The organism is Bacillus sp. 2175 (genome assembly GCF_057812155.1).
The window spans coordinates 1699486-1726120 of sequence record NZ_CM173819.1 but is presented as its reverse complement, the minus strand read 5'-3'; the positions used below and the strand labels follow the sequence as shown (position 1 = coordinate 1726120).

Genomic DNA, 26635 nt, shown 5'->3' with positions numbered 1-26635 from the left:
TCATTTCAAAATACCTTCGTGTTTTAATAACCACTCTTTCCTCCATAAACCACCAGCATATCCAACAAGCTTTCCACTCTTCCCTATTACACGGTGACATGGAACAATTATTGAAATTGGATTCCGACTATTTGCCCCTCCTATTGCCCGTACAGCTTTTGTATTTCCAACTTTCTCTGCAATATCTAAATATGAAGCACTTACGCCGTATGGAATAGTATAAAGTGCATCCCATACATTTTTTTGAAATGCTGTTCCCTCCGCAGACAGCGGGACCGTAAACTCTTTTCTTTTCCCTTTAAAATATTCATCTAACTCATTTATACATTGTTCTATCATTTCATTTTTATTTTCTTCTTGTCGTTCATCAACAAATATAACAGACGTAATTCCTTCTTGATTCGCTGTAATTTCAAGCAAACCTACTTCGCTTTCATAATAAGCCTGGTACATATGCCATCCTCCAATTCAGTTCATATTAGTCATTGTAACACGAATATACAAAATTTTTCGTATAAGCGTTTTATTAGAGAAACAAAAAAGAGAATGATACAATGTAAGAAAATTCAATCTAGGAGGCTATTGGATGAATTCCGAACTTTTTTCACCTTATACAATTAAGGACGTTACATTAAAAAACCGGATTGTTATGTCACCTATGTGCATGTATTCATCGGAAAACGGGGATGGCCAAGTAACGAATTTCCATCTCATTCATTATGGAACAAGAGCTGCCGGCCAAGTTGGTTTAGTTATGATTGAAGCAACAGCCGTGTTACCTGAAGGTCGAATTTCAAATAAAGACTTAGGCATTTGGGATAACAGTTTAATTGAAGGCTTACATAAAACGACTACTTTTATACATGATAATGGTGCAAAAGCTGCCATTCAACTCGCTCACGCCGGAAGAAAAGCAGAACTAGAAACAGATGCGTTAGCTCCTTCAGCCATTCCATTTAATGAAACAATGAAAATGCCAATAGAAATGAGCAAACACCAAATTAAAGATACTGTATTAGCTTTTCAGCAAGCTGCAGTACGATCAAAACAAGCTGGATTTGATGTTATTGAAATACACGGTGCTCACGGTTATCTTATTAATGAATTTCTTTCTCCGCTTTCCAATAAGCGGACTGATGAATATGGTGGTTCACCTGAAAACCGCTATCGTTTCTTACGCGAAATCATCGACTCTGTAAATGAAGTTTGGGACGGACCGTTATTTGTCCGTATTTCAGCAAATGATTATCATCCTGACGGGCTAACGGTTCAAGATTACGTTCAGTATACAAAGTGGATGAAAGAACAGGGAATAGATTTAATCGATTGTAGTTCTGGCGCAGTTGTACCAGCACATATTGATGTGTATCCTGGTTATCAAGTACAATATGCCAAACATATTAAAGAGCATGCTAACATTGCAACTGGTGCAGTTGGATTAATTACGACCGGAGTACAAGCAGAGCAAATTTTAAATAATAACGAAGCAGATTTAATTTTTATCGGACGTGAATTACTTCGCAATCCGTATTTTCCAAGAATAGCGGCCAATGAACTTGGCTTTGAATTGCAAGAACCTCACCAATATAAGCGAGCACCAGGAAAAATTCATACGAATAAATAAAACCGAGAAGTCATTCTTCTCGGTTTTATTTATTCTATCGTTGTAATTTCATTTGAATTATAAGTATGGATACCCGATTCTTCTCGCAGCGCGGTTATATACATCCCTTTCGCCACATCTTTAGCTGAAATTGGTTTATATTTTTTGAAAGCTCCTTTAAAGATAAACGGAATAATACGAGATAACTTTTCAGCCATTCGTTCGCCGAAACGAAATTCTTGTCGATTTCCTACTAATAATGATGGTCTAAAAATGTGAATACCACCAATCACTAACTTTTGCAATTCTTCTTCCATTTTTCCTTTCACTTGTGAATAAAAGAAGAATGATTTAGGATTCGCTCCCATAGAAGACACGACAAGGAAATTTTGTACCCCTTGTTTTTCAGCTAAACAAGCAGCTCGTAACGTATATTCATAATCTACTTTTTTAAAATTTGCTTTTGTTTTTGCTTTTTTTATTGTTGTTCCTAAGCAACTAAAAACATCATCCACAGCAAAGAACTCTTTATATTCCTCTAATACCGAAAAATCAACTTGTTTCTGCTGTAACTTCTCATGTTGCAATTGCATTGGCTCTCTTACAAAAATAGTAACCGAATCGTAGTAATCTGATTCAAGTAATAGACGCGTTATCTCTTGTCCAACTAAACCACTTGCACCAAGTATTAACGCTGTTCGCTTATTCATATATGCATATACCTCTTATTTTACTTTTCTCTCCTTTAGTAAAATACAACCTTTAGGAGTTTCCTGCTCTTATTTTACCACAAGTAAAACACTATGCGTACGCATAGTGCTTTACTCACTCTTTTTTCTCATCTCTCTCTTGTAATTTCGTTATTGTTGTAGCGTCCCCATGCCCATCAACTTAAGGATAGAAACTCTACGGTTTTCCATTAATTGAAATGAACAAACTTTTAAACAGTATAATCCTCTTAAAAATGAGCATACGAAATAAACCCTAACGGGTTTCATTTTTTTCTTATGCAGCTTTCTTTTGTTTTCTCAATCCATTATACTCATAGACAACACCCATAATATCAAAGATAGTTTTCTTCTCATATCGATGGGATTTCCGGCCATTTTTCTTTAGTAGGGTAAACAGGCGGATTAAAACCTTTGTTATTATACGGGTGTTTCTCTGTATCGCTTGATATAACAGGGATAGATGATCTTGAATCATCCCAATTGCTTTATATTCGCTTAGTTCTCTTTTGTGCTTTTGCAACAGAAGTTGGCGCATCTTAAACATCGTGGAAGAACATATAAAAATGGCAATGAGTTTTCCATACACATGGCATTCTAATCGCTCTTGTTTGATAGTTTGCCAATGATGAATTTGAAATAGAGATTTCCACGTTTTAAATATGATTTCGATCTGCCAGCGGAGGGAGTAAAAATCATGGATTTGTTCCATCGGAACCACTTCCCAAGGCGTATTCGTAACATATATGTTGATACCCGTTAATCGTTTACTCTTTTCTGAAAATGTAATCCCCTTTTTACTTTCGGTATAGCTTTGTTTTTTTCTACGTTCCAGTATTTGTTCCTCTGTTAATCGGTAGATAATTACTCTTGTAAATAATCTTTGATTCTTGCCAATATACGACTCTTTTATTTCATACGTTTGTCCTGGTTTTAACGTGTGCATAATGTTCTCTAAATCAACTTGGATATACTGTGACTGTTTTTTGATTGTCCCATTTCGAAAGTATTCTGGAAATGGATTTTTCGTATAGACGGTATGGTTTAACTTAAGTCTTGATATATAGCACACGCCACGTTGATCCATTTGATCTAAGTCTTCCAATGAAAAATATCCTAAATCACGAATACACAGATCACCCGGCCGTAAGGTATCTAAGCAATCTGTTCCAAATGTTTTATCATTATTTTTTCCAGGACCTACCTGGAAGTTTAAAAACTGTCCGCTGTGTAAGTCATATTCTAATTGAATCTTGATACCTGCAGTTTGTGCACAACCACCTGACCCAGGATATACATGTGCTAAATGTTTCGGTACTTGGAAAATCGTCGCATCTAAAATACGGATTCGTTGAAAATACGTGAGTGCTGCACTTGAAATGGCTGATGTTTTACAAAGTTTACTTTTCCATAATGCAGAAAAAATATATTTCAAAAATTCAACCGCTTTTTTATCAAAGCGTTTATTGAGTCCTTCTGGACTCATAAGAGTGCCTGTGGCGGCGTGTAATTGACTGCATAGTCGAACGAGAGAATCACTCGCTGTACGTTGACTGACCCAGATACATATGGTAGCTAATTCATTTCCTGAAAACTTTCGTTTTCTTTTTACAAAACCTAATTCTTTAGCGAGTTCTTCCAAAAGAGAAGGGGTTAAATGACGATACAGCTCTTCAGAAAATAGTTGTAATTCATCTTGAATTGAAAGATTCATAAAAAATGTCATCCTTTCTAGCTAGCTTTTTAGAAAGAATAACGTTTTTTGACACTTGGGGGTAGTGCAAATTCTTAAGTTGATGGGCATGTGTAGCGTCCCCTAAATTACTTATTAATCTTCTTAAAAAAATTAATACGAAAGATAATGGCAATACTACCGCTAATATTAATAAAATAGCTTCCATTAAATAACCCAAGCGCTCATCCCCCTCTTTACCTCCTTTTCAATATATGAAAACAGCGTTGTCACATATGCATGCATTTGCAAAAATAATACACCTATATTTGACAACTTTATAACAAAAACAAATCGGAATGATTATTATTTATTGCAACTTTATTAAAGATGTATTATACTAAGTTCGCAAACTAAAACGTAATTATTCCGTTTTGTATTAAAATGATATTTTTCTTCTATAATTGGGGAAAATATATCCGTAAAAAGAAAAGAGGAGAACTTCATGCCTAAAAGATTGACTATATTTTCATTCTTACTTATTTTTACCTTAATTTTCGCTGGCTGCTCAAATAAAAAAGAAAGTAATGCCAAGAAAGATGGAAAGCTAACAGTTTATACAACGATTTTCCCACTTGCTGATTTCGCAAAGAAAATCGGTGGCGACTATGTAAATGTTGAAGCGATTTACCCACCTGGTGCAGATTCACATACATTTGAACCAAGTCAAAAACAAACAGTACAAGTTGCAAAAGCCGATTTATTTGTTTATAACGGCGCTGAATTAGAACCATTTGCTGAAAAAATGGAAAAAACATTACAAAAAGAAAATGTTAAAATTGTAAATGCATCTAAAGGTATTGAGCTTCGTGCTTCTACTGAAGAAGAGCATCATGATCATGGAGATGGCCATAAAGAAGATGAACATCATCACGATAAAGACCCGCATGTTTGGTTAGATCCTACTCTAGCAATGAAACAGGCAGAAAAAATTAAAAATGCACTTGTAGAATTACAACCTGAACATAAACAAGAATTCGAAAAAAACTTTGCAGCACTTCAAACTAAATTTACTGATTTAGACGATGGATTTAAGGCAGCTGTAGCGAACGCAAAAACGAAAGAAATTTTAGTTTCTCATGCTGCCTATGGTTACTGGGAACAACGATACGGCCTAAAACAAATTCCTATCGCTGGAATTTCAGCTTCTGATGAACCATCTCAAAAGCAGCTTGCTGACATTACAAAAACAGTAAAAGAACATAATCTAAAATATATTTTATTCGAAACATTCTCTACTCCAAAAGTAGCATCCGTAATTCAAAAAGAAACTGGTACAAAAGTTTTACGCTTAAATCACTTAGCTACTATTTCTGAAGATGATGCAAAAAATAATAAAGATTACTTTACTTTAATGGAAGAAAACGTAAACACATTGAAAGAAGCAACAAACTAATCCATTACACTTTCTAGGCAGCTGAATTTGTTATTCAGTTGCCTTTTTATGTATTTATCCTTGACTTGACCAAAATAACAAGTAAAATTATCCATATTAGCTTTAAAGCTATATTAATTTAGAAGGTGAGTTGGAATTATGAATCTTCACATTTGTGAAGTAACAGCAAAAAATTGGCGTTCAGTAGTTGCTTTAGACGTCGCAAAAGATCAGCAACAATTTATTGAAAGTAACGCGTTTTCTTTAGCAGAATCATTATATGAAGGAAACGGAACGTCAGTAGGTTTATATGATGGAGAAACACTTGTAGGATACGCAATGTATGGATGGTATTCAGTAAAACATAAAAGTGTATGGCTCGATCGCTTTATGATTGACCAACAATATCAAGGAAAAGGATACGCAAAACGTTTCCTTCGCTTACTCATTCAATTCTTACAAGAAAAATTTGAATGCAAAATAATTTACTTAAGTTTACATCCAGACAACAAACTTGCAATGGGACTGTATGAATCATTTGGTTTCCGCTTAAATGGGGATATTGATGATGAAGGTCCAGTTGTAGGTGTTGTAATGGAGTTACTAATAGACGAAAATATAAGCCTGTGAAAACAGGCTTTTTATTATACATTTATCAATTTTTAGTTTCTCTCCCTTATTTAATTCTGTTTTGCAATCTAATAGAATGCTCATAAAAAATAAGCCTGCAATTTACGCAGACTTATTTCACACACTCCTCGAAATGTTCTTGGAACCACTCTTTATTAATATCTCTTCCGATAAAAACTACTTCACTTACTCGCTCTTCGCCCTCTTGCCACTCTCTATCGTACGAAGCAGCAAATAACGTATGTACACCTTGGAAAACGATACGTTTATCTACTCCATCTATCGATAAAATTCCTTTGTAACGATATAAATATTCCCCTAGCTCTTGAACGACAGCTGACATCCACTCATTAAGCTTTTGTAAATCCAGCGGACGTTCTTCACGTAATACAAATGATTTCACACCTTCTAAGTGGTTATGTTCTTTATGAGGGTAAATTTGCAACGTATCTTTCATTTTAAACGTTTGGATTTGTAATAAAGATGGTATATCTACCTCACAGTTAGTCGCCTCAATTAACTTTGCAGTCGGGTTAATTCCTTGAATTTCATGCAAGAGATTTTCTTTCTCATTCTCTTCAATTAAATCTAATTTATTTACTAAAACGACATCAGCAAACGCAATTTGCTCTTTTGCTTCTAATCCTTTTTCAAAATGTTTATGTATATGATAACTATCTACTACCGTTACAACACCGTTAATTTGGTAAGCAGATTGAATGACTGGATCTAAAAAGAATGTTTGAATAATCGGGCCTGGATTTGCAAGGCCAGTCGTTTCAATTACTAAACCATCAAAATCCATTTTCCCTTCCGCTTTTACGTCCAGTAACTGTTTTAAAGCAACGAGTAAATCTTCACGTACAGTACAGCATAAACAGCCATTTGTCATTTCCATAATTTCTTCTTCCACATTCATAATCAACTGATTATCAATGCCAATTTGCCCTATTTCATTTACAATCACCGCTAATTTCTTACCGTGATTTTCTGATAAAATACGATTTAATAATGTCGTTTTCCCAGATCCAAGAAAACCAGTTAATATTGTTACTGGAATCATTTCGTACATCTCCTTATAGCTATATGTTTCTACATTATAGCATATGAACACTCCCCCACTTAACAAAGCTTGAAGTGGGGGTTTCTAACGTTTCGACCTAACGGACGATTAACGTCAGGGGAGTTAACACATTAGCGAGCTGTTTCACGCCTAACCCCTCTATCCCATTTGTCCATGCATTTGGGATTACTTTTCGTAAAATGTTAGCCGCAGCATTTACATCTGCATTAATTAAAGTTTTATTTGCTGAACGATATATACCGCGCTTTATTCGTTTTCCTGAAAAAGTTGTATTTTGGTCATTTTCTCCATACGTTGGAATGAAGTCGTTATCCAGAAAACTTGCTTTCGATGTATATGATTCTTCAGTTACAACAACTTGAATGCCTACAGCATTTGCTTTGTATGTAATCATTTGAATCAGTAAATTATGCGGGATATGACAAAACGATTGGTTATTTCTTTTTCCCATATTCGTTTCTTGTTTCCAACTTTTGTTTTGACCAATAACGATTTTACAAACTTCTTCTTCTTGAGCTAGTTTTACGATGTGGTGACTAACTTTATGGAAGACGTCTTTTATTTTCAAGTAACGTTTTTGATGAAGTTTTTCTATCCTTTTAGAAGTAAAAGGTCCTTCATTCGTTTGTTTTCCATTTCTAAGAATGCTTGTAAAATGACTCTTCATTTTGTTGTAATATTGATTTATGCTTTTGACATGTTTGCCCTTAACAAGGACAGGTTTCATACCTGTGTTTGTTACGATGGTTGCAAGGTTATCAATCCCTAAATCAATACTCATATAACGAGCATTCTCTTCAATCATTTGTTGTTCAGAAGGAACATCAATTACCAATTCCACTACATATTCATTGTATTTTGGAATCACACGAACTTGTTTCAGTTTACCTTCAGTGAAACCTAGTTTCCCAATATTTAATTGCAATTTCGTCTTTGGAAACTTTAAAAATCTACCGTTTTTAATGATGCAATCTTGGTTTGTATACAGAATCTCTTTTTCAGAAGAACGAATATACTTTGGAATCCTAGGCATTCCATCATATTTGTTTGGATTCTTTTTATAGTCTTTTAAACTAGCAAAAAAAGATTTCCAATTTTGGAACAAACCTTTCATGATGGACTGGCTACATTGCGTAGGCAAAGCTCGATAATCATTTTGAATCATAGCCTTAAATAGTGCATCTAGAAAGTTGTAATCTACATAAGGTTTTTCAAAATTAGGTTCTGAAAACAAATTACATGTAATCTCTTTCTGTTCTTCTTTAGGCTTTACTTTCTCTTTTTCCAATTTCTTCCGATAGACAAGACGTTGTGTGTCATTCATCTTCCCAATATTTTTATGAATATTATCCAGAACTTCTTTTTGCAAAGGCTGCAACTCTTTTTCTTGTGTTAATCCAGTGTACACCTGGCGTATATAAAAGTTTGTGGTGTTGTACATATTCTTAGCGTTATGACAACATTCTTGAAAATAAGAATACATACGATGCCCTTTTTTTATCCAGATTTGAAGAGTTTTATAGTTTGATGGATTTTCTTTTGCCATTTTATTCACCTCCTTGTTAAGGATATTATAGCAAAAAAGAACATACGTTTCCGTTTTTTTCTCAAAAATAAAATATTCCTTTCAATTCACCTCACCACCTTCATTTACGTTTAGAGATGGGAGTCCTCTCGAAAGGCATGATAGAAAAAATCGTTTTTATAGCAAAACATATTTATTGTCTGTACACCTAATTAACTATATAATAACATGTAGTAAGAAAGCCTTTTCAAAACATTATTATTCATCAAGGGGGTACTTATAATGGATCGAGTTCAAATGGCTGAAACGCTAGAATTTTCTCGTATTATTCAAGGATTTTGGCGTTTAGCAGAATGGAATATGACGAAACAAGAATTACTTTCTTTCATTGAAGATTGTATGGATATGGGAATCACTACTTTTGATCACGCTGATATTTACGGCGCATATACGTGTGAAGGGTTATTTGGCGAAGCTTTACAATTAAAGCCTTCCTTACGAGAAAACATGCAAATTATTACAAAGTGTGGAATCGCTCCCCCATCACCGAAATTTCCAGAGCGATATGTTGCTCACTACAATACTAGTGCAGAGCATATTATGCAAAGTGTAGAAGCATCACTTAAAAATTTACATACAGATTATATTGACGTATTACTTATTCATCGTCCCGATCCTTTTATGGATCCAAATGAAGTGGCAAAAGCATTTTCACAATTAAAACAAGAAGGGAAAGTTCGTCACTTCGGTGTATCTAACTTCTTACCTTCACAATTTAATATGTTAAGTTCGTACTTAGATTTCCCGCTTATTACGAACCAGATTGAAGTTTCTGCATTGCAGCTTGAGCATTTTGAAAAAGGGACAATTGATTTATGCCAAGAAAAACGAATCAATCCAATGATTTGGTCACCTCTTGCTGGTGGGGAGATCTTTACTGGTCAATCAGAACGCGCCGTACGTGTACGTGAAACTGTGCAAAAAGTTGCTACTGAGCTAGGTGTTTCTAGTATAGATACGGTTATGTATGCTTGGTTACTTGCTCATCCAGCTAATATGATACCAATCGTTGGCTCTGGTAAATTAGATCGCGTAAAAACTGCCGCTCTTGCTACAAAAGTTAACTTAGACCGTCAACAATGGTTTACAATTTTCGAAAGCTCTAATGGACATCCTGTACCATAATGCATAAAAAGAAGAGCTGTTTTCTTACAGCTCTTCTTTTTCATATGTATTTCTAGTCATGGCAAATACACACATATCTCTTAATCCGTTTCCATCTACCGCAACACTCGCACTTTCTAACGTACCTTCTAACTTAAAACCTAATTTCTCAGGTATCGCTCTACTCTTCTTATTGAAAGAATCACAACGAATTTCTACACGATTTGCTTTTAATTCAGAAAAAGCGTAATCCGTTATACCTTTCGCAGCCTCTACCATATAGCCTTTTCCGCTAAACCTTGTATCAATCCAATATCCGATTTCAAATTGAGGTATATCCCAATTAATACGATGTAATCCGGCTGAAGCAATAAATTCACCTGTTTCTTTCGAAAATACTAGTAATCTTAAATCCTCACGTTGCAAAAATTGAATATGTGATTTTCTAATACTTTCTTCTACTTCTTGCTCTGTTTGCTCTTTTTGTGCAAACACCATCCAAGGTTTTAGTTCTTGTATTGAAGCCTGAATTGCATCATATACAACTTTACCATCTCCTGGTTTCGGCATTCGAATAAAAAGTCTGTCAGTATAAAATTCAGAAGGAAAATCGAATAATAACGGATTCACTGTAAACACTCCCTATATTTCTTTTATATATAATAATATCCATCTGAAGTTATATAGTAAAGAATTTTCTGAATTGAAAACCTTTTACTCATTCACTTCCACCGCTACACGAATTCCAGATTCAATCGCACCTTGAATCCATCCGTGATATAGCGTTGTATGATCTCCAGCGAAGAATATTCTCCCCTCTGGTTTGACAATCGCTGGTTGCAGCTCAGATTCTTGACCTGCTTGAAAAAGTGCAAATCCTCCAAGCGCATACGGATCCAATGTCCAGCTTTTTGAAATTCCAGATATGAACTCATCATACACTTGACCACCTAATATTGTTGCTAAGTTGTGTAATGCGTAATAAATACGATCCCCTTTTGATAAACCATCCCATAACAACGCGTCATAAGACCATGTATAGCTACCTAACATCATAGCCGGTCCTTTCTCCCCAATTCCATAATTTGGATAATAGGCATAACGAATTGGCAAATCTGTTATAATTCTGCCACCTAATTGTCCTTGTTCTTCCCAAAATCGGCTTTTAAATTGAATTCCTATTTTCGTCGCAGGCATATAATGTAATTCACGAATTGCTTTCCATTTTTCATGAGATATAGAATCAAACGGATCTACTTCTACAAAACGCATTGTCGAAAACGGAATGGTAACAATAACTAAATCTCCTGTAATACTACTATATTCAAAAGTTTCCTCGTTCCGATAGAAAGCTGTCACACCATTATCGTGTTGATGTAACTTCATTAATTTTTGATTATATATAATATTCTCTTCTAATTGCGGTAAAAATGACTTTGGCAATCTATCATTCCCGCCCACAATTTCACAAAATCCGCTCTCCTCTTGCATAATGTATAGAAAGCGTAAAGTCTCTACAAACGACCGTTCCAAAAAACCTTCTAAATCTAATAAAACACCAATCATCTCAATTGTTACTGGCGAAAAGTAAGTATTATACTGATAAGGATGATACTTTAAAAATTGTCCAGTAGAGTATCTCCCAAAATCCTTTACAACAATATCCCAATTTTTTTCTGGGTTCTTTTTTATAAAATTTATAATGGGCTGTACCGCTAACAATAATAATTCCTCTGACGTTTTTCCAACTTCATTCATTTCCACAGGATATCTTAGAATACTTGGATCTTTTTCATATTGTTTTAACGTCGTTTTCCGTCCATTTACGTATATAATATCCGTCTCATTCCTATTAATAAAAGGACTCACCTGTAGCCCAAATTTTCTTATATATGCCATCGTTAATGTATGCGAATACGGAATTCTCATTGCTCCAACATCTAAATATAATCCGGTATCTTCCATTCTCACTGTTTCTATACGGCCACCTACCCGGTTATTTGCTTCAAAAATTTTCACATCATGTCCTGCAGCCTTTAATAAAGATGCTGAAACTAACCCAGCCATACCAGCTCCCACTACAATAATCTGTTTTGGGCTTATCGTCTTCTTCAATCCTTTATCTATAACTTTTAACGCTTCATCCATTTCAGTGTTATACATTATATCTTTCTGCACAATTCCACCCCTTACTTCATCAAATGGACGTTAGTGGTTTAGTGCATTTTATTCATAAATCCCCATAAACATAACACCATTGCAATTTGAATATTCACTAAAAGTACATAAGAGACAGATCTCACTTTTCTTTATACTTCGTATAATATAGCAACTACAAAGAAGGAGTGGTTAAAAATGAAACATACTTATGACTACGATGCTACAAAAAAACATTTAGAATTAAAGAAACAAAACTTATGTAAAAAACTTAGCAATATGACACTATCTGAAAAAGAACGTGAACAACTAAAGCATGAAATTGACAACTATGAATATATTTTAAATCTAGTCGAAATGAATCATTATGAACGCGGATTTTCTCGTTAAAAGCGGAAATAAGATTATCCGCTTTTCATTTTGAGCATTTCACTACGCATTTTTCATAAGTAAATATATAATAGGATGTACATTAAGATTGAGAGGTATATTCTATGATCAAGTTAAGTGTATTAGACCAATCACCTATTTCAGATGGTAGCACAGCAGCCCAAGCTTTTTCACATACAGTTACGCTTGCACAAGAAGTTGAAAAACTCGGATTCACACATTTTTGGGTATCCGAACATCATAATTCCGTAAGCTTAGCTGGTTCAAGTCCAGAAATTCTTATTTCTCATATTGCCGCAAAAACGGACCGTATTAGAGTCGGTTCAGGTGGTGTTATGTTACCGCATTATAGCCCATATAAAGTTGCTGAGAATTTCCGTGTTCTAGAAGCATTGTATCCGAACCGCATCGATCTCGGTGTTGGTAGAGCACCTGGTGGTATGCCAATAGCAACTCGCGCACTTCAAGAAGGGAAAATGGTCTCACTTGATCAATATCCAGAACAAATTGCAGACGTTGCAATGTACTTACATGATCAAGTACCAGAAAACCATCACTATGCAAACTTAAAAGCCACTCCAGTTATCCCAACGTCTCCTGAAATGTGGATGCTCGGTTCTAGCGGAGAGAGCGCTAAAATTGCTGCAAACAACGGAGCTTCTTTCGCATTTGCACAATTTATTAACGGCTTCGGAGGCCCTGAAGTTATGAGGGCTTACCAAGAACAATATGAGCCTTCATTTTTAGGAGATAAGCCTAATTCAATCGTTGCCATCTTTGTTATATGCGGAGAAACAAATGAAGAAGCGGAAAAAATTGCTTCTAGTTTAGATCTATCAATCTTATTATTAGAGCAAGGAAAACGAACTACTGGTACACCTTCTATTGAAACTGCTCAAAATTATTCATACAGCGCTTATGATTTATTCCGTATAAAAGAAAATCGTCAACGTATGATTGTTGGTGATCCGTCTTCTGTAAAAGAAAAAATAATAAACTTAAGCAAAGCATACAATACTGACGAATTTATGATTGTCACGATTACTCATCAATTTGAACATAAATTAAATTCTTATCGCTTACTAGCAAATGCTTTTAATTTATAATTCTAAAAAGAGATGCATCACGTTTAAAATGTACCCTATAGAATAGACACTTGAAAAAAGTCTATTCTATAGGGTATTTCTTGTATAATAAAAGGAAAATTGGGATCGGAGAATGTTGAAAATGACAAAAAAACTATTTACAGAAAGAGAAATTCAAATTCTATCAAATAACCTATACGTAAAATCTGTAAGTCAGAAAGGTATCACTTATACAGAGGAATTTAAGCATATTTTTATTGAGGAAAATGAAAAAGGAAAGCTACCTCGAAATATTTTTGAAGAATGTGGTTTTGATATAGATATGATTGGAATGAAACGAGTTATGTCATCGGGAAGTAGATGGCGTGCTGCTTATAGAAAAAATGGTGTATTGGGTTTAAGGGATACACGTATCGAAAACGCTGGAAGAACTCTTGAGAGAGAGCTTACGTTAGAAGAAAAGTATGCCCGTTTAGAAGCCGAACGAAACTTACTAAAGGCGGAAAACGAATTGCTAAAAAAAATCAAACTTATGGAAGGGAGGATGAGAAGGAAATAACACTACCACCTAGTCAGAAATTCATCTTGATTCGTTCTGTCATCATGAAATACAACTTAAGGAATATGGTCAGTCATTTGTGTAAAGTAGCTGGTGTATCCCGTTCGGGATACTATAATTACTTTTCAGTTTCATCTCAAGAACAACGGAAACAAAAGAGTGATCGAGATGAAATCTTGAAGGAAACCATATTAAAAGCACTTCGATTTAGAAATAGAAACAAAGGGGCTCGTCAGATAAAGATGACATTGGCGGGTCAGTTTCAAGTTGTCTACAATTTAAAGCGTATCCGTAGAATTATGAAGAAATACGAGATTATCTGTCCGGTTCGCAAAGCGAATCCTTATAAAAGAATGCTTAAAGCTACAAAAGAACATCGAATAGTACCAAATCAATTAAATCGGGAATTTAAACAAAATACCCCAGGGAAAACACTTCTTACAGATATCACCTATTTAGTTTACGGTAAGAATCAAAGGGCCTATTTATCTACAATTTTAGACGGCTCAACTAATGAAATTTTAGCTTACCATGTTTCAGAACAGATGACATTAGAGCTCGTAACGACAACTCTCCATAAACTAAAAAGGAATCCGCGGATTCGATTGACTGAAGGTGCTTATATTCATTCAGATCAAGGATCCCACTACACAAGCCCTACCTATCAAAAGCTAGTTAAAAAGCTAAACCTAGGACAATCCATGTCAAGAAGAGGAAACTGCTGGGATAACGCCCCACAAGAATCATTTTTTGGTCATCTGAAAGATGAAGCTCATATAAAACCTTGCGTGTCCTTTAATGAATTGAAACAAGAGATTAAGAAATATATGACGTATTATAATCATTATAGATATCAATGGAATTTAAAAAAGATGACTCCTGTTGGATACAGAAACCATCTTCTTGATGTTGCCTAACTTTTTTCAAAATGTCCTTTACAAAGGGTACAGATTAATGTGATGCATCTCTTTTTCTTACTACTTATTGTTTTCATTTCCTATATATTCAATAGTTTCTTTTAATAGCTCTTCAAAGTTAATAGGATAATCATGATCTAAGTCAGGCACAACTTTATACTTATGTTCTATATTTTTCTCTCTTAATAGTTGTACAAATTGCTGCGTGGATTCGAAACAATCTTCATCTTGATTCCCGCATACTATATATCCTTTTATATGTTTATCCTTCAGCACTCTTAGCAACTCATCCCATTCTTCAATCTCGGGAAGCCATGGTGCCATAAAAACAAAACCATCTACATTTATATCTTGTTGTAAAATCGTATATAAAGCTACTCTCGCCCCTGCAGAAAAACCACCAATGATTACACTTTCTACTGTATGATTTTCTATAAACTTATTGTAATGCTCTTTTAATTCCTCTTTCCCTCTCTCTATGTCCTCCCAAACAAATCCATCTGAAAACTCAATTTGTGAAGACTGTGGTAAAGCTAACATATAATCTTGTATCAAAACAGATTTCCAATATGGTTCTACTATTTGTATATTTTCTTGGTTACCATGCAATGTAAGTAGTAGATTTCCCTCTTTCTTACTGTATATATATTTCACATCTGGTCTTTCCTTTTTATGTGCTAATTCTTCTCTTTCTTTACATAATTGCACCATTGTATGAAATTCTTCAAATTTATGTAGTGATTTTAAATCTTCATCGGAAATTAAATACTCATTTCCATACCAGAATCCCTTTTCTATAATGGCCTCTCTCATTAAATGTAATGCTTCTTTTTCAAGTCCCGATGCACTTGCGAGTGCATACTTAAAATTATATATTTGCGCCTCATTCCCTATTACACCTGTAGCGTTTTCCATTATATAATTGTACGCTTCAAAACTTCCTTTATTTGCATAACAACGTAACGTTTCATTTAATAATTGAATGTAAGTCATACTATTTTTCATGTACCAATTCCCCCGCAACTTTTTATAATATTTATTTTGCGAATCTTTATACCACTTTGTATAACCCACGCTAACAATACCTTATTCTCAAAATGATGCTTAATAGTTGCTCTTCCCTGTCCAATACATTTAGTATAAATAAGAATAGACTGAAAAATCAATATTTTAACAAACAAAAAAAGACAACAATATATGTATTGTTGTTTTCATTACGTCTACCCACTCTTTTGTTTTTTTCTATCTGGTTTACTTGAAACTAAATAATGTTTTTCTGAAATATATAAGTCTCTTTTTAAGCTACGATTTAAGTAAGGTCCTAATTTCATTCCACATATGAGGCGATCTTCGCTACCTTCAACAATTGGGAACATTTCTTTTTCTGTTACGTATTGATCTACTGCTTTTTGTACGACATCAATTTCTTTCACTAGGTTTAAATTTTCTGCTGTATGTTCAAATACCTCAAGCGTTTCCTTCGTTATGAGAAAAACATTTGTTGGAAATGCAGGTAAATATGGTTTTAACAAATCATAATTTACTGTATAATCATCATTTACTAATACTGTATAAACGATATTAGCATTCGTTTCTAAAAACTGAGCCATCGCTTGTTCTAATTCATCTTTCGTAATTTCCCGCTCTTCTTTTCCAGTTCTGAAAAAGCGAAACATCGCATCGCCTCCTTTTTACTATATTATAGCATAAAAGAAAACTGAAAAATCATAAAAAAACCCATTGAAATAATTTTTCAATGGGTTTCTATATATTTATCGTTATTTTAAGAATGCACTTAGCATCCATACATGCTGTTCTAATGTTGTATGAATTGCTAACAGCATGTCAGCTGATGTTTCATCGCCAGCTTCACCCGCAACTTCCATACCTTCTTTTAATTCTTGAATAAGTGCAGAATAATCATTCACTAATGTTTGCACCATTTCTTCTGCAGATTCTTTGCTTGTCCCTTCACTGACACTAGATGTTGCGAGATATTCTTTCATTGTCGCTAATGGTTTACCTTCTAAAGCTAAAATACGTTCTGCTAACTCATCAATATACGTTCCAGCCTCATTATAAAACTCTTCAAATTTCTCATGTAATGTAAAGAAGTGTGGCCCTGTCACATACCAGTGATAATTATGTAATTTAACATATAACACATTCCAGTTTGCTACCTGCTTGTTTAATACTTCAACAACATTTGTTTTCGTACTCATACAATCACTCCTCTTATCATTTTGTAATGTTTATCTTTTAATAACTTAATTACATTTTACCATACATTCCCTTTCCTTTCGAACAATTGGCTTATATGTAACAAAGTTTTAACACCTTTAATGCTTCCCTAATATCATTTAATTCATGTATTTTTTCAACCACTTCATACGTCTAATTGTCCAAGCTCATACATATGCATAATAGTACATCAAGCTCATCATAGTAGAAAGAGGGATAACATGGACAATCAACAATGGCAAGTAGCAAAGAAAGTAGCTGCTACTTATATCGGAACTGTCGTTGGAGCTGGATTTGCTACTGGACGAGAAATTGTTGAATTTTTCACAGTGAATGGATTATACGGGACAATTGGCATATGTGTAAGTGGATTTTTTTTTATTTGGCTTGGCACAAAGATGATGTTACTTTCATCACAAATCGGGGCATTTTCAGCGCAAGAATTTAACAAATATTTATTTGGGGATGTATTTGGGAATGTTGTAAACACATTATTATTACTCGTTTTATTCGGCGTAACGAGCGTTATGTTATCAGGGGCTGGTGCAGTATTTGAAGAGCAACTTCGCTTACCAAGACAACTCGGTATTCTCATTACAGTTATCGCTTGTCTCATTATAAGTAGCCGCGGGTTACAAGGTGTTTTTGAAGTAAATACACTTGTCGTACCTATTATGATGATTTTTATTATCGGACTTGCTATTACAACCTTTTTTCACGGTACACCTCCTATTAATAACACTATTCCTGCAGAGAGCTGGAATATGAAATGGATTACTAGCCCTATTACATATGTCGCCTTAAACCTTTCTCTCGCCCAAAGTGTTCTCGTCCCATTAGCCAGTGAAGTAAAGGATCGAAAAGCCATTTTTTGGGGTGGGATTTTAGGTGGTGCTGGACTTTCTTTAATTTTATTATGCAGCCATTTAGCAATCTTATCAGTCGATCAATTTTATCAATATAACATCCCAATGGCTGAAGTCATAAGAAGATTTAATGCAACTTTTCACTTCTTCTTCGTTCTCATTATTTTCGGTGAAGTTTTCACAACTTTAGTTGGTAATGTGTTCGGAATGACAAAACAGATGCAATCTATTACTGGGTGGAAAAATCACAATATTATTTTCTTCATTTTACTAATTAGTTATTGCTTTAGTTACATCGGTTACAGTGACTTACTTCACATTCTATATCCTATCATCGGATGGGTAAGTATTGTTATACTTCCAATCATTGCGTTTAAACAACTTCAAAAAACATAAAAAAGCATCCATGTTATTGGATGCTTTTTTATGTTCATTCACAATCATCACATACTTCCCAGTACGGTCCCATTTCTAATGCTAAATACGGCTTTAACTGCAACCGAATCATTCGACTAGGCATGCGTTCTAAAACAAATTGAATACCTTCTTCATCTTCGTCTAATTCAACTTTTGAAATCGTAATTTTTTGCATAGTCGTAATGGGAATTCCATCTTTATATAAAGTGATTTTCACCTCATCGTATTCATTAAAATACAATTCGACACTCATTTGATTTTTCAGTATTTCATCACCAATTTTAAATGTATCATTTTGTTCTTGGATTATATATTTCCATCCGCCTCTATCTTCTTTCGGAGCTGTTTGAAATAATGTCTCCAAATCCTCGTATAGCATAAGATAACCCCTCTCTTACTAAAAAACGATGAGTATTTTATATACCCTTTATCTCTATCACTATCCATAGCTATTGTACCATATATCACCGTTCTTACCGTATTCATTTGCTTCATACACACTTATAAAATAACTAATTCTATCTCCATTATTATGTATATTACCTCATTACTCCATACACTCTTACAAGTTCAAATAACGACAGACTTTAATCCATGCAAATATTGTCTACTCTCCGCTTTTATTAGCTCACAGCATTCACACTTTTACATATAGTAAGACTACCACAAATAAAAAAGGAGAGTGACTTATACCACTCCCCTTAAAAGAACTTCCCTATAGCTGCTAAAACTAATACGATTATTAAAATTGCAAATAATAATGAGACAATGAAACTAAAAATAGGTAACGCTTTCTTTTCATTCTTCTTAAATAGTAACTTTAAACTAAGAAAAATATTTACTGGTACAAGTATAAAATAAAAATATTTAACAATTTGCACCGAGCTATTCGAAAGTGTTTTTAATATAAACACTTCAATTAGAAAAACAATAAAAAATGAAATACTTAGCCAAAATGAGACGTAACTAAGCCAAGAATGTCTTTTTGTCCCCCAATACACTCCCATAATACTCTCCTTTTATTTGTATTCTATAGGTTAATAATTATACACAAAGCTAACAAACACCTCTATTTTTCGACAAATATTATGCAAAATACCATTTTAAACGTCATAAAGGAAGTTTACATCTCCATTTGATTTTACATAATAAAACAGACTACCCTCTAGTGTCATAATGCTACTAGGGGGAGTCTGTTCTCTATTAAACTTTAAATCTCTCAATTAATACTTGCAATTCTTCAGCCATTTGAGATAGCGTACCCGCCGCTGATCCAATTTCCTCCATCGAAGCTAGCTGTTCTTCAGCTGAAGCCGCAACATTTTGTGTGCTTGTCGCATTATTTTGTGCTGTCATTGCAATTTGTCCTACTGAAATAGATACTTCATTTGCCCCTTTTGACATTCCATTAGCCGTTTCAACCATCGTCTTAATTTGATTAGCTATTTCATTTGTAGATTGTAAAATTTCAGCAAAATTTTGCTTCGTTTCATTTGCAATAACAAGTCCAGATTGAACTTCTTCATTTACATGATTCATTGATTTGACTGTCTTACCCATATCGTCTTGTATTTCGCCTATTAATTTACTAATTTCACTGGAAGATATGCTAGACTGCTCTGCCAATTTACGTACTTCATCTGCAACAATTGCAAAACCTCTTCCATGTTCACCAGCTCTTGCCGCTTCAATTGCCGCATTTAAAGCTAGAAGATTTGTTTGATCTGCAATGTTTTGAATTACTTCCAATATATCACCAATTTGTTTTGATTTATTATTTAATAACTGTATAACAGCATCTGATTGTGAAACCGATTCTGCAATAGACTGCATCTGGTTTACTGTTCTTCCTACTAGTTTCCCACCATCTTCTGCTTTTTCACGAGTATGAGCAGAAGCGATATTAATAGATGATGAACTATTTGCTACATGCTGAATTCCTTCCGTTACATCAAACAGTAACATAGCACCATTTTCTACACTTGTTGTTTGCGTCGTTGCCCCACTTGATATTTCATCCATTGCTGTTGTAATTTGCTCAGTTGCTTCACTCGCTTGTCTTACACTTGCAGTTAGTTCTTCTGATGCTGCTGCAACATGTCCTGCCGAAGTGTTAATCCTTCCAATTAACGTCCGTAATGAATTTGTCATCTCGTTAAAACCTTTCGCAAGTTGACCAATTTCATCATTAGAATGAATTTCAATTGTTTGCGTTAAATCCCCTTCACTTATTTCTTTAGAAGTGATAACTAGTCTCTTTAAAGGCTTCGTAATTGAAAGTGTCACAAAATAAATAAGTACTCCACCTACTACTAACGAAATAAGCATAACAATTAACATATTATAAAATACAGGTTGAGCAGCTTCAATTACTTCAGTTGCGTACATCGTCCCACCAATTTTCCAACCTGTTTTTACGTTTGTAGCAAATACCATATTCTTTTCACTACCACCATAAGAATATGTAAAAGCACCATGATTATCTTCATAAATTTTCTTTGCCCAAGAATCAGCTGCTTTATCCCCTGATTTTTCTTGTGGATGAGCAATGATTTTTTGCTTTCCATCTAAAATGAAGGCATATCCTTTTTTACCAATATTGATTAACTTTGTTGTTTTTAATAAATTGTCTAAACTTAAATCTAGCGCAACAACCCCATTTTTATCTTCTGTTTGTTTTGCAATCGTTACGACAATATGTCCATTTCCTTTTGCCTTATATGGCTCGCTAACAACAATACCACCTTGTTTTGCCACTGCATCTTTATACCAAGGTCGTGTTGTTGGATCATAATCTGCTGCCATTTGTATATTTGGTTCCTGTACAAATTTCTTATCATTACCGGCAACATACACTTGTTCAACATCTATATTTAAATTGATATACTGAGATAATGTCTTTCTTAGCTCATCCTGATTATCCCCTTGATACATATTCCCTTGAATTACTCGTGCAAAGTTATTCACATCGTTAAATTTTGCTTCAATCATTTGATTGATTAAATTATCTAATATTTTTATATTATCGTTAGCACTACTCGTAATTTGTGATTCAAAATTCTTTTTAGCAGTTTGATAAGACATGCCCCCGATTATAGAAACGGCTGCAATTAAAATTACAAAGAATGAAATTAATAGCTTTTTTGCTACTTTCATATCACGAAACAAATTTAATAGTTTACCCATTATGAACCTCCTAATTTTCAAATTTAAAAGTTAAATTGAGTTAATTATAAATATTTCCCATTCCTTAATTATTATTTTCATAACCTATTATGGTGAATACTTTGTAAAGTTTAAACAATTAATTTCCCTTTGTCTATATATATGAATAATATTATTATAAAATTTACAAATAGAAAAAACCAAAGGGGCCCCTTTGGTTTTTACATTTTTTTATGTTGTTTAGAAATTTTCTTCCATTTATCACGCTCTGCTCTGGCAAGGATTGCATCTTGTTTCCTCATAAAATACGCCAGTTCTCTTTGTAATTTTTTATAGCTTTTCAAACGATCTATCGTAATAAGTCCGTTTTCAATTGCACTATACACCGCGCATCCTGGTTCATTCTCATGCTTACAATCACGGAAACGACATGTTGTCGCAAGTTCTTCAATATCAGAGAATGCTGTTTGAATCGCTTCGCTGCCTTCCCAAAGTTGCAATTCCCTCATGCCAGGCGTATCAATCACGAGAGCGCCACTAGGCAATTGGAATAATTCTCGATGCGTTGTCGTATGCCTCCCCCTACTATCCTCTTCACGTATATCTCCCGTTTTTGCTACATCAATTCCTATTAGAGCATTTAACAAAGTTGACTTTCCTACCCCTGATGATCCAACTAAAGCAATTGTTTTCCCTGAAGAAACGAATTGTTTCAACGAATCTATACCTGTATGCTCTAAACTATCAACAACGAAAATAGGAACACCAATTGCTATAGCTTCCGTTTCTACAATTTTCTCTTCCACATCATTACATATACTACTCTTTGTTAAAACAATAACTGGCATAGCGCCGCTTTCATACGCTAATAATAAATAACGTTCCATCCTTCTAACATTAAAATCATGATTAAGTGCATTCACTAAAAATAAATAATCTACATTTGCTGCTATAATCTGTTCTTCTGTTCTTGTTCCAGCCTCTTGTCTTGAGAAAGAGCTTCTTCGCTGGAAAATACGATGAATAATCGCTTTCTTTTCATCTTCTATTTTCTTTATATACACCCAATCACCAACTGCTGGATAATCGCCTTTCGTAATCGCTTCATGCCGAAACTTCCCAGACAGTTCTGCCATATATTCACCATCATTACAAATAATGCGATATATATGCTTATGCTCAAGTAAAATACGACCTACTTCATAATTTTTCTCTGTAACTTGTTCTTCAAAAAATGAATCCCAGCCGAAAGATTCTAAAATATTTTGATTCAAATAAATATCCTCCCTAGTTTGTACTAAGTGGAAGGATTGCGAATTACCTTATATAATATCGCCCTTTCCATCCACCTTTGTATTTGGTTGATTATTCATATAAGTTATTTTCGCCATAATACATCACCCCGTTCTTATTTTAATTATTCTCATTATATGGAATTCTCCTATAAAAAGCTACATTATTTTACGTAATTTTCAAATAACTTGTTTTTGAGCATTCTAATTTGTCCTCGATGACTAATTTCATCTTCTAGCACATGAAACCATAGATAGTGCTGGTTATATGCTACACCGTTAGGCCACTTTCTTTCTGACATGAGCCACTCATCACCTTGTTCACTTAAATACTTCAGAGATTCTTCTCGAACACTTTGTAGAAGTTGTACATAATACTTTATTTCATGACCACGGATTGCTCTACCCGCTTCCCCTAAATACAGTGCATCTTCCCATATTTCTAATTCTTCTTTTGTAAAGTCACGATCTTGAAATGAAATAAGCTGATGAACTTTTTCAATAGCTGCTATATGCTTTAATAAGGCGCCAATTGAATTTCCGCTGCTTTGCATAATTAAATCTAATTGCTCAACTGATAAATTTTTTACTTCGCCTAATGTTACAGCTCTCGTATGCTCAAGCAGGCTTACTAATTCCCCTATTTTTTTGTATAACCATCTACACTTCTTATTCGATAATCTATATTCATATCACGCACCCCTTTCTGCATTCATATTATTGTAAAAATGATTCATATAATAGACTGAAATCTATCTAAATTTTCTGTTATAATTAATTTGAATACAAAATATACCCAAACAAACTTTCTCAATATGCTTATATGAAATATTAAAAGGAATCAATATGAAATAATCGAATCTTATTCACTAAAAGGAGTGGATTCGATGGAAATGTATCAATGGCTAACCGCTGTTCTCGTTGGTGGCATTACCGGCTTCGTTTCCCATCTAATCAATAACCAAGGTAAGTTATTGCTTCCACGCCGTTTGAAAACATTTTTTCATTTTGGATTTTTAACTGATATTTTTACTGGTAGCCTAGCCGCACTTCTTGGGCTCGTTTTATTCGATGTCACCGCAATAAAAGAAATTATAAAAGTATCCATTGTAACTGCTATTTCCGGTCAAACTTTTTTACTACATCAAGCTCTTGGTGGCGAACAGGCTAAAAATACGCAAATTGGGAAAGCTGATGAGAAGATTCAAGAAATTGACAAATTATTGCGACGTTAGTGTATACTTTCTTTTAAAATTATTGTTATAATGAGAAATAAATATTTTCTATTGCGTCGTTTGTCAGGAGAAAGGGTGTTTCGTATGACAAAAAAGAAAATAGAAGATTTCTTAACAAACTCCGAAAAAGAGGAACTGCTAGAAAACTATAAATGTTTACGAGAAGCCCGCACAAAAAGCGAAGCTAACTATTTTGGCGAAGCAGTAAACCATCTATTAAATAAAGCAAAACAACGAATTATTAAAGATGCAGGTATACATGATGAAAATGCTGCAACTGTTCAATCAAAGAGAAAAGCACTGTTTTAGCTACATTAGCTAAAACAGTGCTTTTTATTTAGAATTTTTTTCTTTCCATGCTATATTCTCTCTGCCTTTATCTTTCCATTTTTACAGTTTCAAAAGTCATCTAGACCTAAAGATCAACCTAATAATATTAGCCCACGCAAACCATTTTAATAATAGATAAAATAATTGAACTAGTAATGCTACAAACTAAATAAGTTTATTAAATCGCTTCTTTTAAATCTGAATGCGGATTTGGTCCGTATTGATTGTCATTTTCTTCACTTTCAATGATAAAAAATACAAGTAAAACAATGCTACCAAACGGTACAAAATTTAATAGTTGCCACCATCCCGTTTTCCCAATATCATGTAATCGTCGTGCACCAACCGAAAAACTTGGTATAATCATTACTAACATAAATAGCAACGCAATAATAGCAACTAACACCTCTGAAAATGATGATAAAAATAACAGTAGCCAAAAAATTACGATATTGGATAAACTAAAAATCCAGTACTCTTTTCGCGTAGCTCTACCACTAAAATTCCCATAATTCTTTAGAGCTTTCAAATACCATTGCATTTAAACCTCTCCCTTTTATCCCCAATAAAATTAAAATATGTAATTATTAACAGATAAGTAGAAATATAACACAACATTTATGTAAAATCCATATCCCCATCTAAATTGCCCTCTATTTAAATAGTTTTTTCCTTCGGCATTTTTCACATTACTTTCACATCTATTTCACAAATATAAGTAGTCCGATATGCTAAACTAAGTATATCCTTTTCCAAGGAACTATATGCCGATATATAAATCCCTATCTTTATAGGGATTTTTATTTTTTGATTCCTCATAACTTTGTTACAATACATTTCTTCTACTATCTCTATACTTTTAGTAACCACTTTAATTAAAAGCACATTCATGTATTCACACTCTTATTAATTCTGATTTGCGAAATATTTATACAAGCTTTATGATGCAATTCCTGTTTCACTATTTTCAGTAATTTTTTCACTTTTTCTAAACAAAAATAAAGCTCCTATATATAGTAACGCAGTAAAACTACCTATAAGTATAAAATTGTGAGATATTGCAAATAACATTCCAGCTATTGCCGCACCAATCATTTGACCAATGTACATAGAAGCATTTGCAAGCGCCGCTCCTGTTCCTCTTGCTACACTAGACATGTTTTGTAAGTGCCTCATCATTAATACAAACAAAATTCCTGTCACAAAAAATAAAGCAAAGAACAATAACTCCACCAATACAATGTTCTTTACATGAGGAAGTAATACATATAGCACTGCTGTAAATATAATTCCACCATAGAAAGAAAGGTTATAACCAATTTTATTTACGATTCTAGGACCAAAAATATTACCAATTAAATTTCCTAATCCTAATACGAGCATAGCTGTACCTACTTCATGAACTTGTAAGCCAAATTGAATGGAAAGCCATACACCAAAAAATGAAAATGCAGCAAAATTTCCGGTTTGAAAAACAAAGTATGCAAAATAAGAAAGTGAAACCTTTGAATCTGTAAGTAATTGTTTATAACGCTGTAAAATCGCTTTTTTATTTCCACCTATATGAACCGACTGTATTTCTGGTAATACAACATAAATAAGAATGACAAGTAGTGCTGATAATATACCAATGAAATAGAATGGAATTGTATAATGTATCGTTGCTAAATAAGCTCCCAGTGGCAGCCCTAAAATTTGAGAGATTGATAACCCTGCTGTTGCAACACCAATTGCTTTCACAATTTGCTTCTTCTCTATAAGAAGCGGAATAGATGCCCACACTTGTGGAGATACAAAAGCTGCACTTACACCTGCTAAAAATCTAAATGTTAGCATCCATAAAAAACTCGGTGCAATTCCACAAAAAAACGTACTTATTGCAAAAAAACTCATACCTAGTACCATTACTTTTTTTCTGTTTAATCCATCTGATATAGGACCAGCCACAAGCGCAAATCCAGCATACCCTAAAGCATACGAACTCACCATCCATCCTGACAACTCAGTTGAAACATGATACACCTGTTGCAATGTCGGCAACAGTGGTGAAATTAAGAAAGTATCTGTACCGATCATAAACATTATCATAAAAAATACAGCTAGTACTCTGTTCATTTAGACCTTCTCCTTATATAAACAG

The 26635-nt window shown here is 34.0% G+C and carries 28 protein-coding genes and 2 pseudogenes; 10 read left to right on the top strand and 20 right to left on the bottom strand.

Annotation, left to right across the window (positions count from 1 at the left end; translation table 11 throughout):
• Window positions 1–453: a methylated-DNA--[protein]-cysteine S-methyltransferase gene (locus ACXKY9_RS09255; RefSeq protein WP_000283913.1), complete on the bottom strand. Its 453-nt coding sequence runs from the start codon at window positions 451–453 to the stop codon at window positions 1–3.
• A gap of 133 nt (window positions 454–586) precedes the next feature.
• Between ACXKY9_RS09255 and namA the strand changes: the two genes are divergently transcribed.
• Window positions 587–1624 carry an NADPH dehydrogenase NamA gene (gene namA / locus ACXKY9_RS09250; protein WP_001083648.1) on the top strand — a complete coding sequence of 346 codons (1038 nt, stop codon included), beginning with the start codon at window positions 587–589 and terminating at the stop codon, window positions 1622–1624.
• Window positions 1625–1653: 29 nt separating this feature from the next.
• On the opposite strand, the gene ACXKY9_RS09245 is transcribed toward namA, so the two are convergent.
• The 3 genes from ACXKY9_RS09245 to ACXKY9_RS09235 form a co-directional block, all read right to left on the bottom strand.
• A complete protein-coding gene (locus tag ACXKY9_RS09245; protein ID WP_001042736.1) occupies window positions 1654–2313 on the bottom strand; it encodes an oxidoreductase in 660 nt (219 codons plus the stop codon).
• A 295-nt stretch (window positions 2314–2608) separates the two neighbouring features.
• Window positions 2609–4045, bottom strand: a complete 1437-nt coding sequence (locus tag ACXKY9_RS09240; RefSeq protein ID WP_001053969.1) for an IS4-like element IS231C family transposase — start codon at window positions 4043–4045, stop codon at window positions 2609–2611.
• A complete protein-coding gene (locus ACXKY9_RS09235) occupies window positions 4023–4244 on the bottom strand; it encodes a hypothetical protein (RefSeq protein ID WP_002132987.1) in 222 nt (73 codons plus the stop codon). The genes ACXKY9_RS09240 and ACXKY9_RS09235 overlap by 23 nt, the downstream gene beginning before the upstream one ends.
• A gap of 264 nt (window positions 4245–4508) precedes the next feature.
• Between ACXKY9_RS09235 and ACXKY9_RS09230 the strand changes: the two genes are divergently transcribed.
• Both ACXKY9_RS09230 and ACXKY9_RS09225 read left to right on the top strand, forming a co-directional pair.
• Entirely contained in the window at window positions 4509–5459 is a 951-nt protein-coding gene (locus ACXKY9_RS09230) for a metal ABC transporter substrate-binding protein (RefSeq protein WP_001126151.1), read from the top strand.
• Window positions 5460–5597: 138 nt separating this feature from the next.
• Window positions 5598–6068 (top strand): GNAT family N-acetyltransferase, encoded by a 471-nt coding sequence (locus tag ACXKY9_RS09225; protein WP_001048676.1) that lies wholly within the window; start codon window positions 5598–5600, stop codon window positions 6066–6068.
• A 112-nt stretch (window positions 6069–6180) separates the two neighbouring features.
• Here the strand turns inward: ACXKY9_RS09225 and ACXKY9_RS09220 are convergent, their stop codons facing one another.
• Both ACXKY9_RS09220 and ACXKY9_RS09215 read right to left on the bottom strand, forming a co-directional pair.
• Complete coding sequence (locus ACXKY9_RS09220; protein ID WP_000613420.1) at window positions 6181–7131, bottom strand: CobW family GTP-binding protein; 951 nt, start codon at window positions 7129–7131, stop codon at window positions 6181–6183.
• A 97-nt stretch (window positions 7132–7228) separates the two neighbouring features.
• Window positions 7229–8698 (bottom strand): RNA-guided endonuclease InsQ/TnpB family protein, encoded by a 1470-nt coding sequence (locus ACXKY9_RS09215; protein WP_001040871.1) that lies wholly within the window; start codon window positions 8696–8698, stop codon window positions 7229–7231.
• Window positions 8699–8959: 261 nt separating this feature from the next.
• Between ACXKY9_RS09215 and ACXKY9_RS09210 the strand changes: the two genes are divergently transcribed.
• The gene (locus ACXKY9_RS09210) at window positions 8960–9862 is read left to right on the top strand and encodes an aldo/keto reductase (protein WP_000376357.1); all 903 of its coding nucleotides are present in this window, start codon (window positions 8960–8962) and stop codon (window positions 9860–9862) included.
• 24 nt (window positions 9863–9886) lie between these two features.
• On the opposite strand, the gene ACXKY9_RS09205 is transcribed toward ACXKY9_RS09210, so the two are convergent.
• Window positions 9887–10471, bottom strand: a complete 585-nt coding sequence (locus tag ACXKY9_RS09205; protein WP_001068749.1) for a GNAT family N-acetyltransferase — start codon at window positions 10469–10471, stop codon at window positions 9887–9889.
• Between the two features lie 84 nt (window positions 10472–10555).
• Window positions 10556–12019 carry a flavin monoamine oxidase family protein gene (locus tag ACXKY9_RS09200; RefSeq protein WP_001168116.1) on the bottom strand — a complete coding sequence of 488 codons (1464 nt, stop codon included), beginning with the start codon at window positions 12017–12019 and terminating at the stop codon, window positions 10556–10558.
• Between the two features lie 177 nt (window positions 12020–12196).
• Here ACXKY9_RS09200 and ACXKY9_RS09195 point away from each other — a divergent pair, with 177 nt between their 5' ends.
• The 3 genes from ACXKY9_RS09195 (at window position 12197) to ACXKY9_RS09185 (ending at window position 14949) form a co-directional block, all read left to right on the top strand.
• Window positions 12197–12388: a DUF3896 family protein gene (locus ACXKY9_RS09195; RefSeq protein ID WP_000683357.1), complete on the top strand. Its 192-nt coding sequence runs from the start codon at window positions 12197–12199 to the stop codon at window positions 12386–12388.
• Window positions 12389–12492: 104 nt separating this feature from the next.
• Window positions 12493–13494, top strand: coding sequence for an LLM class flavin-dependent oxidoreductase (locus ACXKY9_RS09190; protein ID WP_000594031.1), 1002 nt, complete (start codon window positions 12493–12495; stop codon window positions 13492–13494).
• A 112-nt stretch (window positions 13495–13606) separates the two neighbouring features.
• A protein-coding gene (locus tag ACXKY9_RS09185; protein ID WP_087942833.1) for an IS3 family transposase occupies window positions 13607–14949 on the top strand; the annotation gives its coding sequence in 2 pieces (ribosomal slippage) (window positions 13607–13988 and window positions 13988–14949; 1344 coding nt in all).
• A 60-nt stretch (window positions 14950–15009) separates the two neighbouring features.
• Here the strand turns inward: ACXKY9_RS09185 and ACXKY9_RS09180 are convergent.
• From ACXKY9_RS09180 to ACXKY9_RS09170, 3 genes are all read right to left on the bottom strand, one after another.
• A complete protein-coding gene (locus ACXKY9_RS09180; RefSeq protein WP_000798320.1) occupies window positions 15010–15954 on the bottom strand; it encodes an alpha/beta hydrolase in 945 nt (314 codons plus the stop codon).
• Window positions 15955–16169: 215 nt separating this feature from the next.
• Window positions 16170–16625: a DUF3939 domain-containing protein gene (locus tag ACXKY9_RS09175; protein WP_000488206.1), complete on the bottom strand. Its 456-nt coding sequence runs from the start codon at window positions 16623–16625 to the stop codon at window positions 16170–16172.
• A gap of 102 nt (window positions 16626–16727) precedes the next feature.
• The gene (locus ACXKY9_RS09170; RefSeq protein ID WP_000105199.1) at window positions 16728–17171 is read right to left on the bottom strand and encodes a Dps family protein; all 444 of its coding nucleotides are present in this window, start codon (window positions 17169–17171) and stop codon (window positions 16728–16730) included.
• Between the two features lie 240 nt (window positions 17172–17411).
• On the opposite strand from ACXKY9_RS09170, the gene ACXKY9_RS09165 reads away from it, so the two are divergent.
• The gene (locus ACXKY9_RS09165) at window positions 17412–18452 is read left to right on the top strand and encodes a YkvI family membrane protein (protein ID WP_000370203.1); all 1041 of its coding nucleotides are present in this window, start codon (window positions 17412–17414) and stop codon (window positions 18450–18452) included.
• Between the two features lie 34 nt (window positions 18453–18486).
• On the opposite strand, the gene ACXKY9_RS09160 is transcribed toward ACXKY9_RS09165, so the two are convergent.
• The 6 genes and pseudogenes from ACXKY9_RS09160 to ACXKY9_RS09135 form a co-directional block, all read right to left on the bottom strand.
• A complete protein-coding gene (locus ACXKY9_RS09160; protein WP_000965059.1) occupies window positions 18487–18852 on the bottom strand; it encodes a DUF3979 family protein in 366 nt (121 codons plus the stop codon).
• A 322-nt stretch (window positions 18853–19174) separates the two neighbouring features.
• Complete coding sequence (locus tag ACXKY9_RS09155) at window positions 19175–19480, bottom strand: hypothetical protein (protein WP_000539571.1); 306 nt, start codon at window positions 19478–19480, stop codon at window positions 19175–19177.
• A 196-nt stretch (window positions 19481–19676) separates the two neighbouring features.
• Window positions 19677–20495, bottom strand: coding sequence for a methyl-accepting chemotaxis protein (locus ACXKY9_RS09150; RefSeq protein ID WP_408732993.1), 819 nt, complete (start codon window positions 20493–20495; stop codon window positions 19677–19679).
• A 123-nt stretch (window positions 20496–20618) separates the two neighbouring features.
• Window positions 20619–21557, bottom strand: a pseudogene (locus tag ACXKY9_RS09145) (HAMP domain-containing protein); the annotation flags it as partial.
• A gap of 302 nt (window positions 21558–21859) precedes the next feature.
• The gene (gene rsgA, locus ACXKY9_RS09140; protein ID WP_001073075.1) at window positions 21860–22912 is read right to left on the bottom strand and encodes a ribosome small subunit-dependent GTPase A; all 1053 of its coding nucleotides are present in this window, start codon (window positions 22910–22912) and stop codon (window positions 21860–21862) included.
• A gap of 182 nt (window positions 22913–23094) precedes the next feature.
• A pseudogene (locus tag ACXKY9_RS09135) lies at window positions 23095–23621 on the bottom strand (DinB family protein).
• Between the two features lie 196 nt (window positions 23622–23817).
• Between ACXKY9_RS09135 and ACXKY9_RS09130 the strand changes: the two are divergent.
• Both ACXKY9_RS09130 and ACXKY9_RS09125 read left to right on the top strand, forming a co-directional pair.
• Window positions 23818–24165: a DUF4257 domain-containing protein gene (locus ACXKY9_RS09130; RefSeq protein ID WP_000426317.1), complete on the top strand. Its 348-nt coding sequence runs from the start codon at window positions 23818–23820 to the stop codon at window positions 24163–24165.
• A gap of 84 nt (window positions 24166–24249) precedes the next feature.
• A complete protein-coding gene (locus ACXKY9_RS09125) occupies window positions 24250–24474 on the top strand; it encodes a hypothetical protein (RefSeq protein ID WP_000162602.1) in 225 nt (74 codons plus the stop codon).
• Window positions 24475–24673: 199 nt separating this feature from the next.
• Here the strand turns inward: ACXKY9_RS09125 and ACXKY9_RS09120 are convergent, their stop codons facing one another.
• From ACXKY9_RS09120 to ACXKY9_RS09110, 3 genes are all read right to left on the bottom strand, one after another.
• Window positions 24674–25036, bottom strand: a complete 363-nt coding sequence (locus ACXKY9_RS09120; protein ID WP_001198794.1) for a DUF805 domain-containing protein — start codon at window positions 25034–25036, stop codon at window positions 24674–24676.
• A 143-nt stretch (window positions 25037–25179) separates the two neighbouring features.
• Complete coding sequence (locus ACXKY9_RS09115; RefSeq protein WP_001101741.1) at window positions 25180–25386, bottom strand: hypothetical protein; 207 nt, start codon at window positions 25384–25386, stop codon at window positions 25180–25182.
• 48 nt (window positions 25387–25434) lie between these two features.
• Window positions 25435–26610, bottom strand: a complete 1176-nt coding sequence (locus ACXKY9_RS09110) for an MFS transporter (RefSeq protein ID WP_001082497.1) — start codon at window positions 26608–26610, stop codon at window positions 25435–25437.
• Window positions 26611–26635 lie beyond the last annotated feature (25 nt).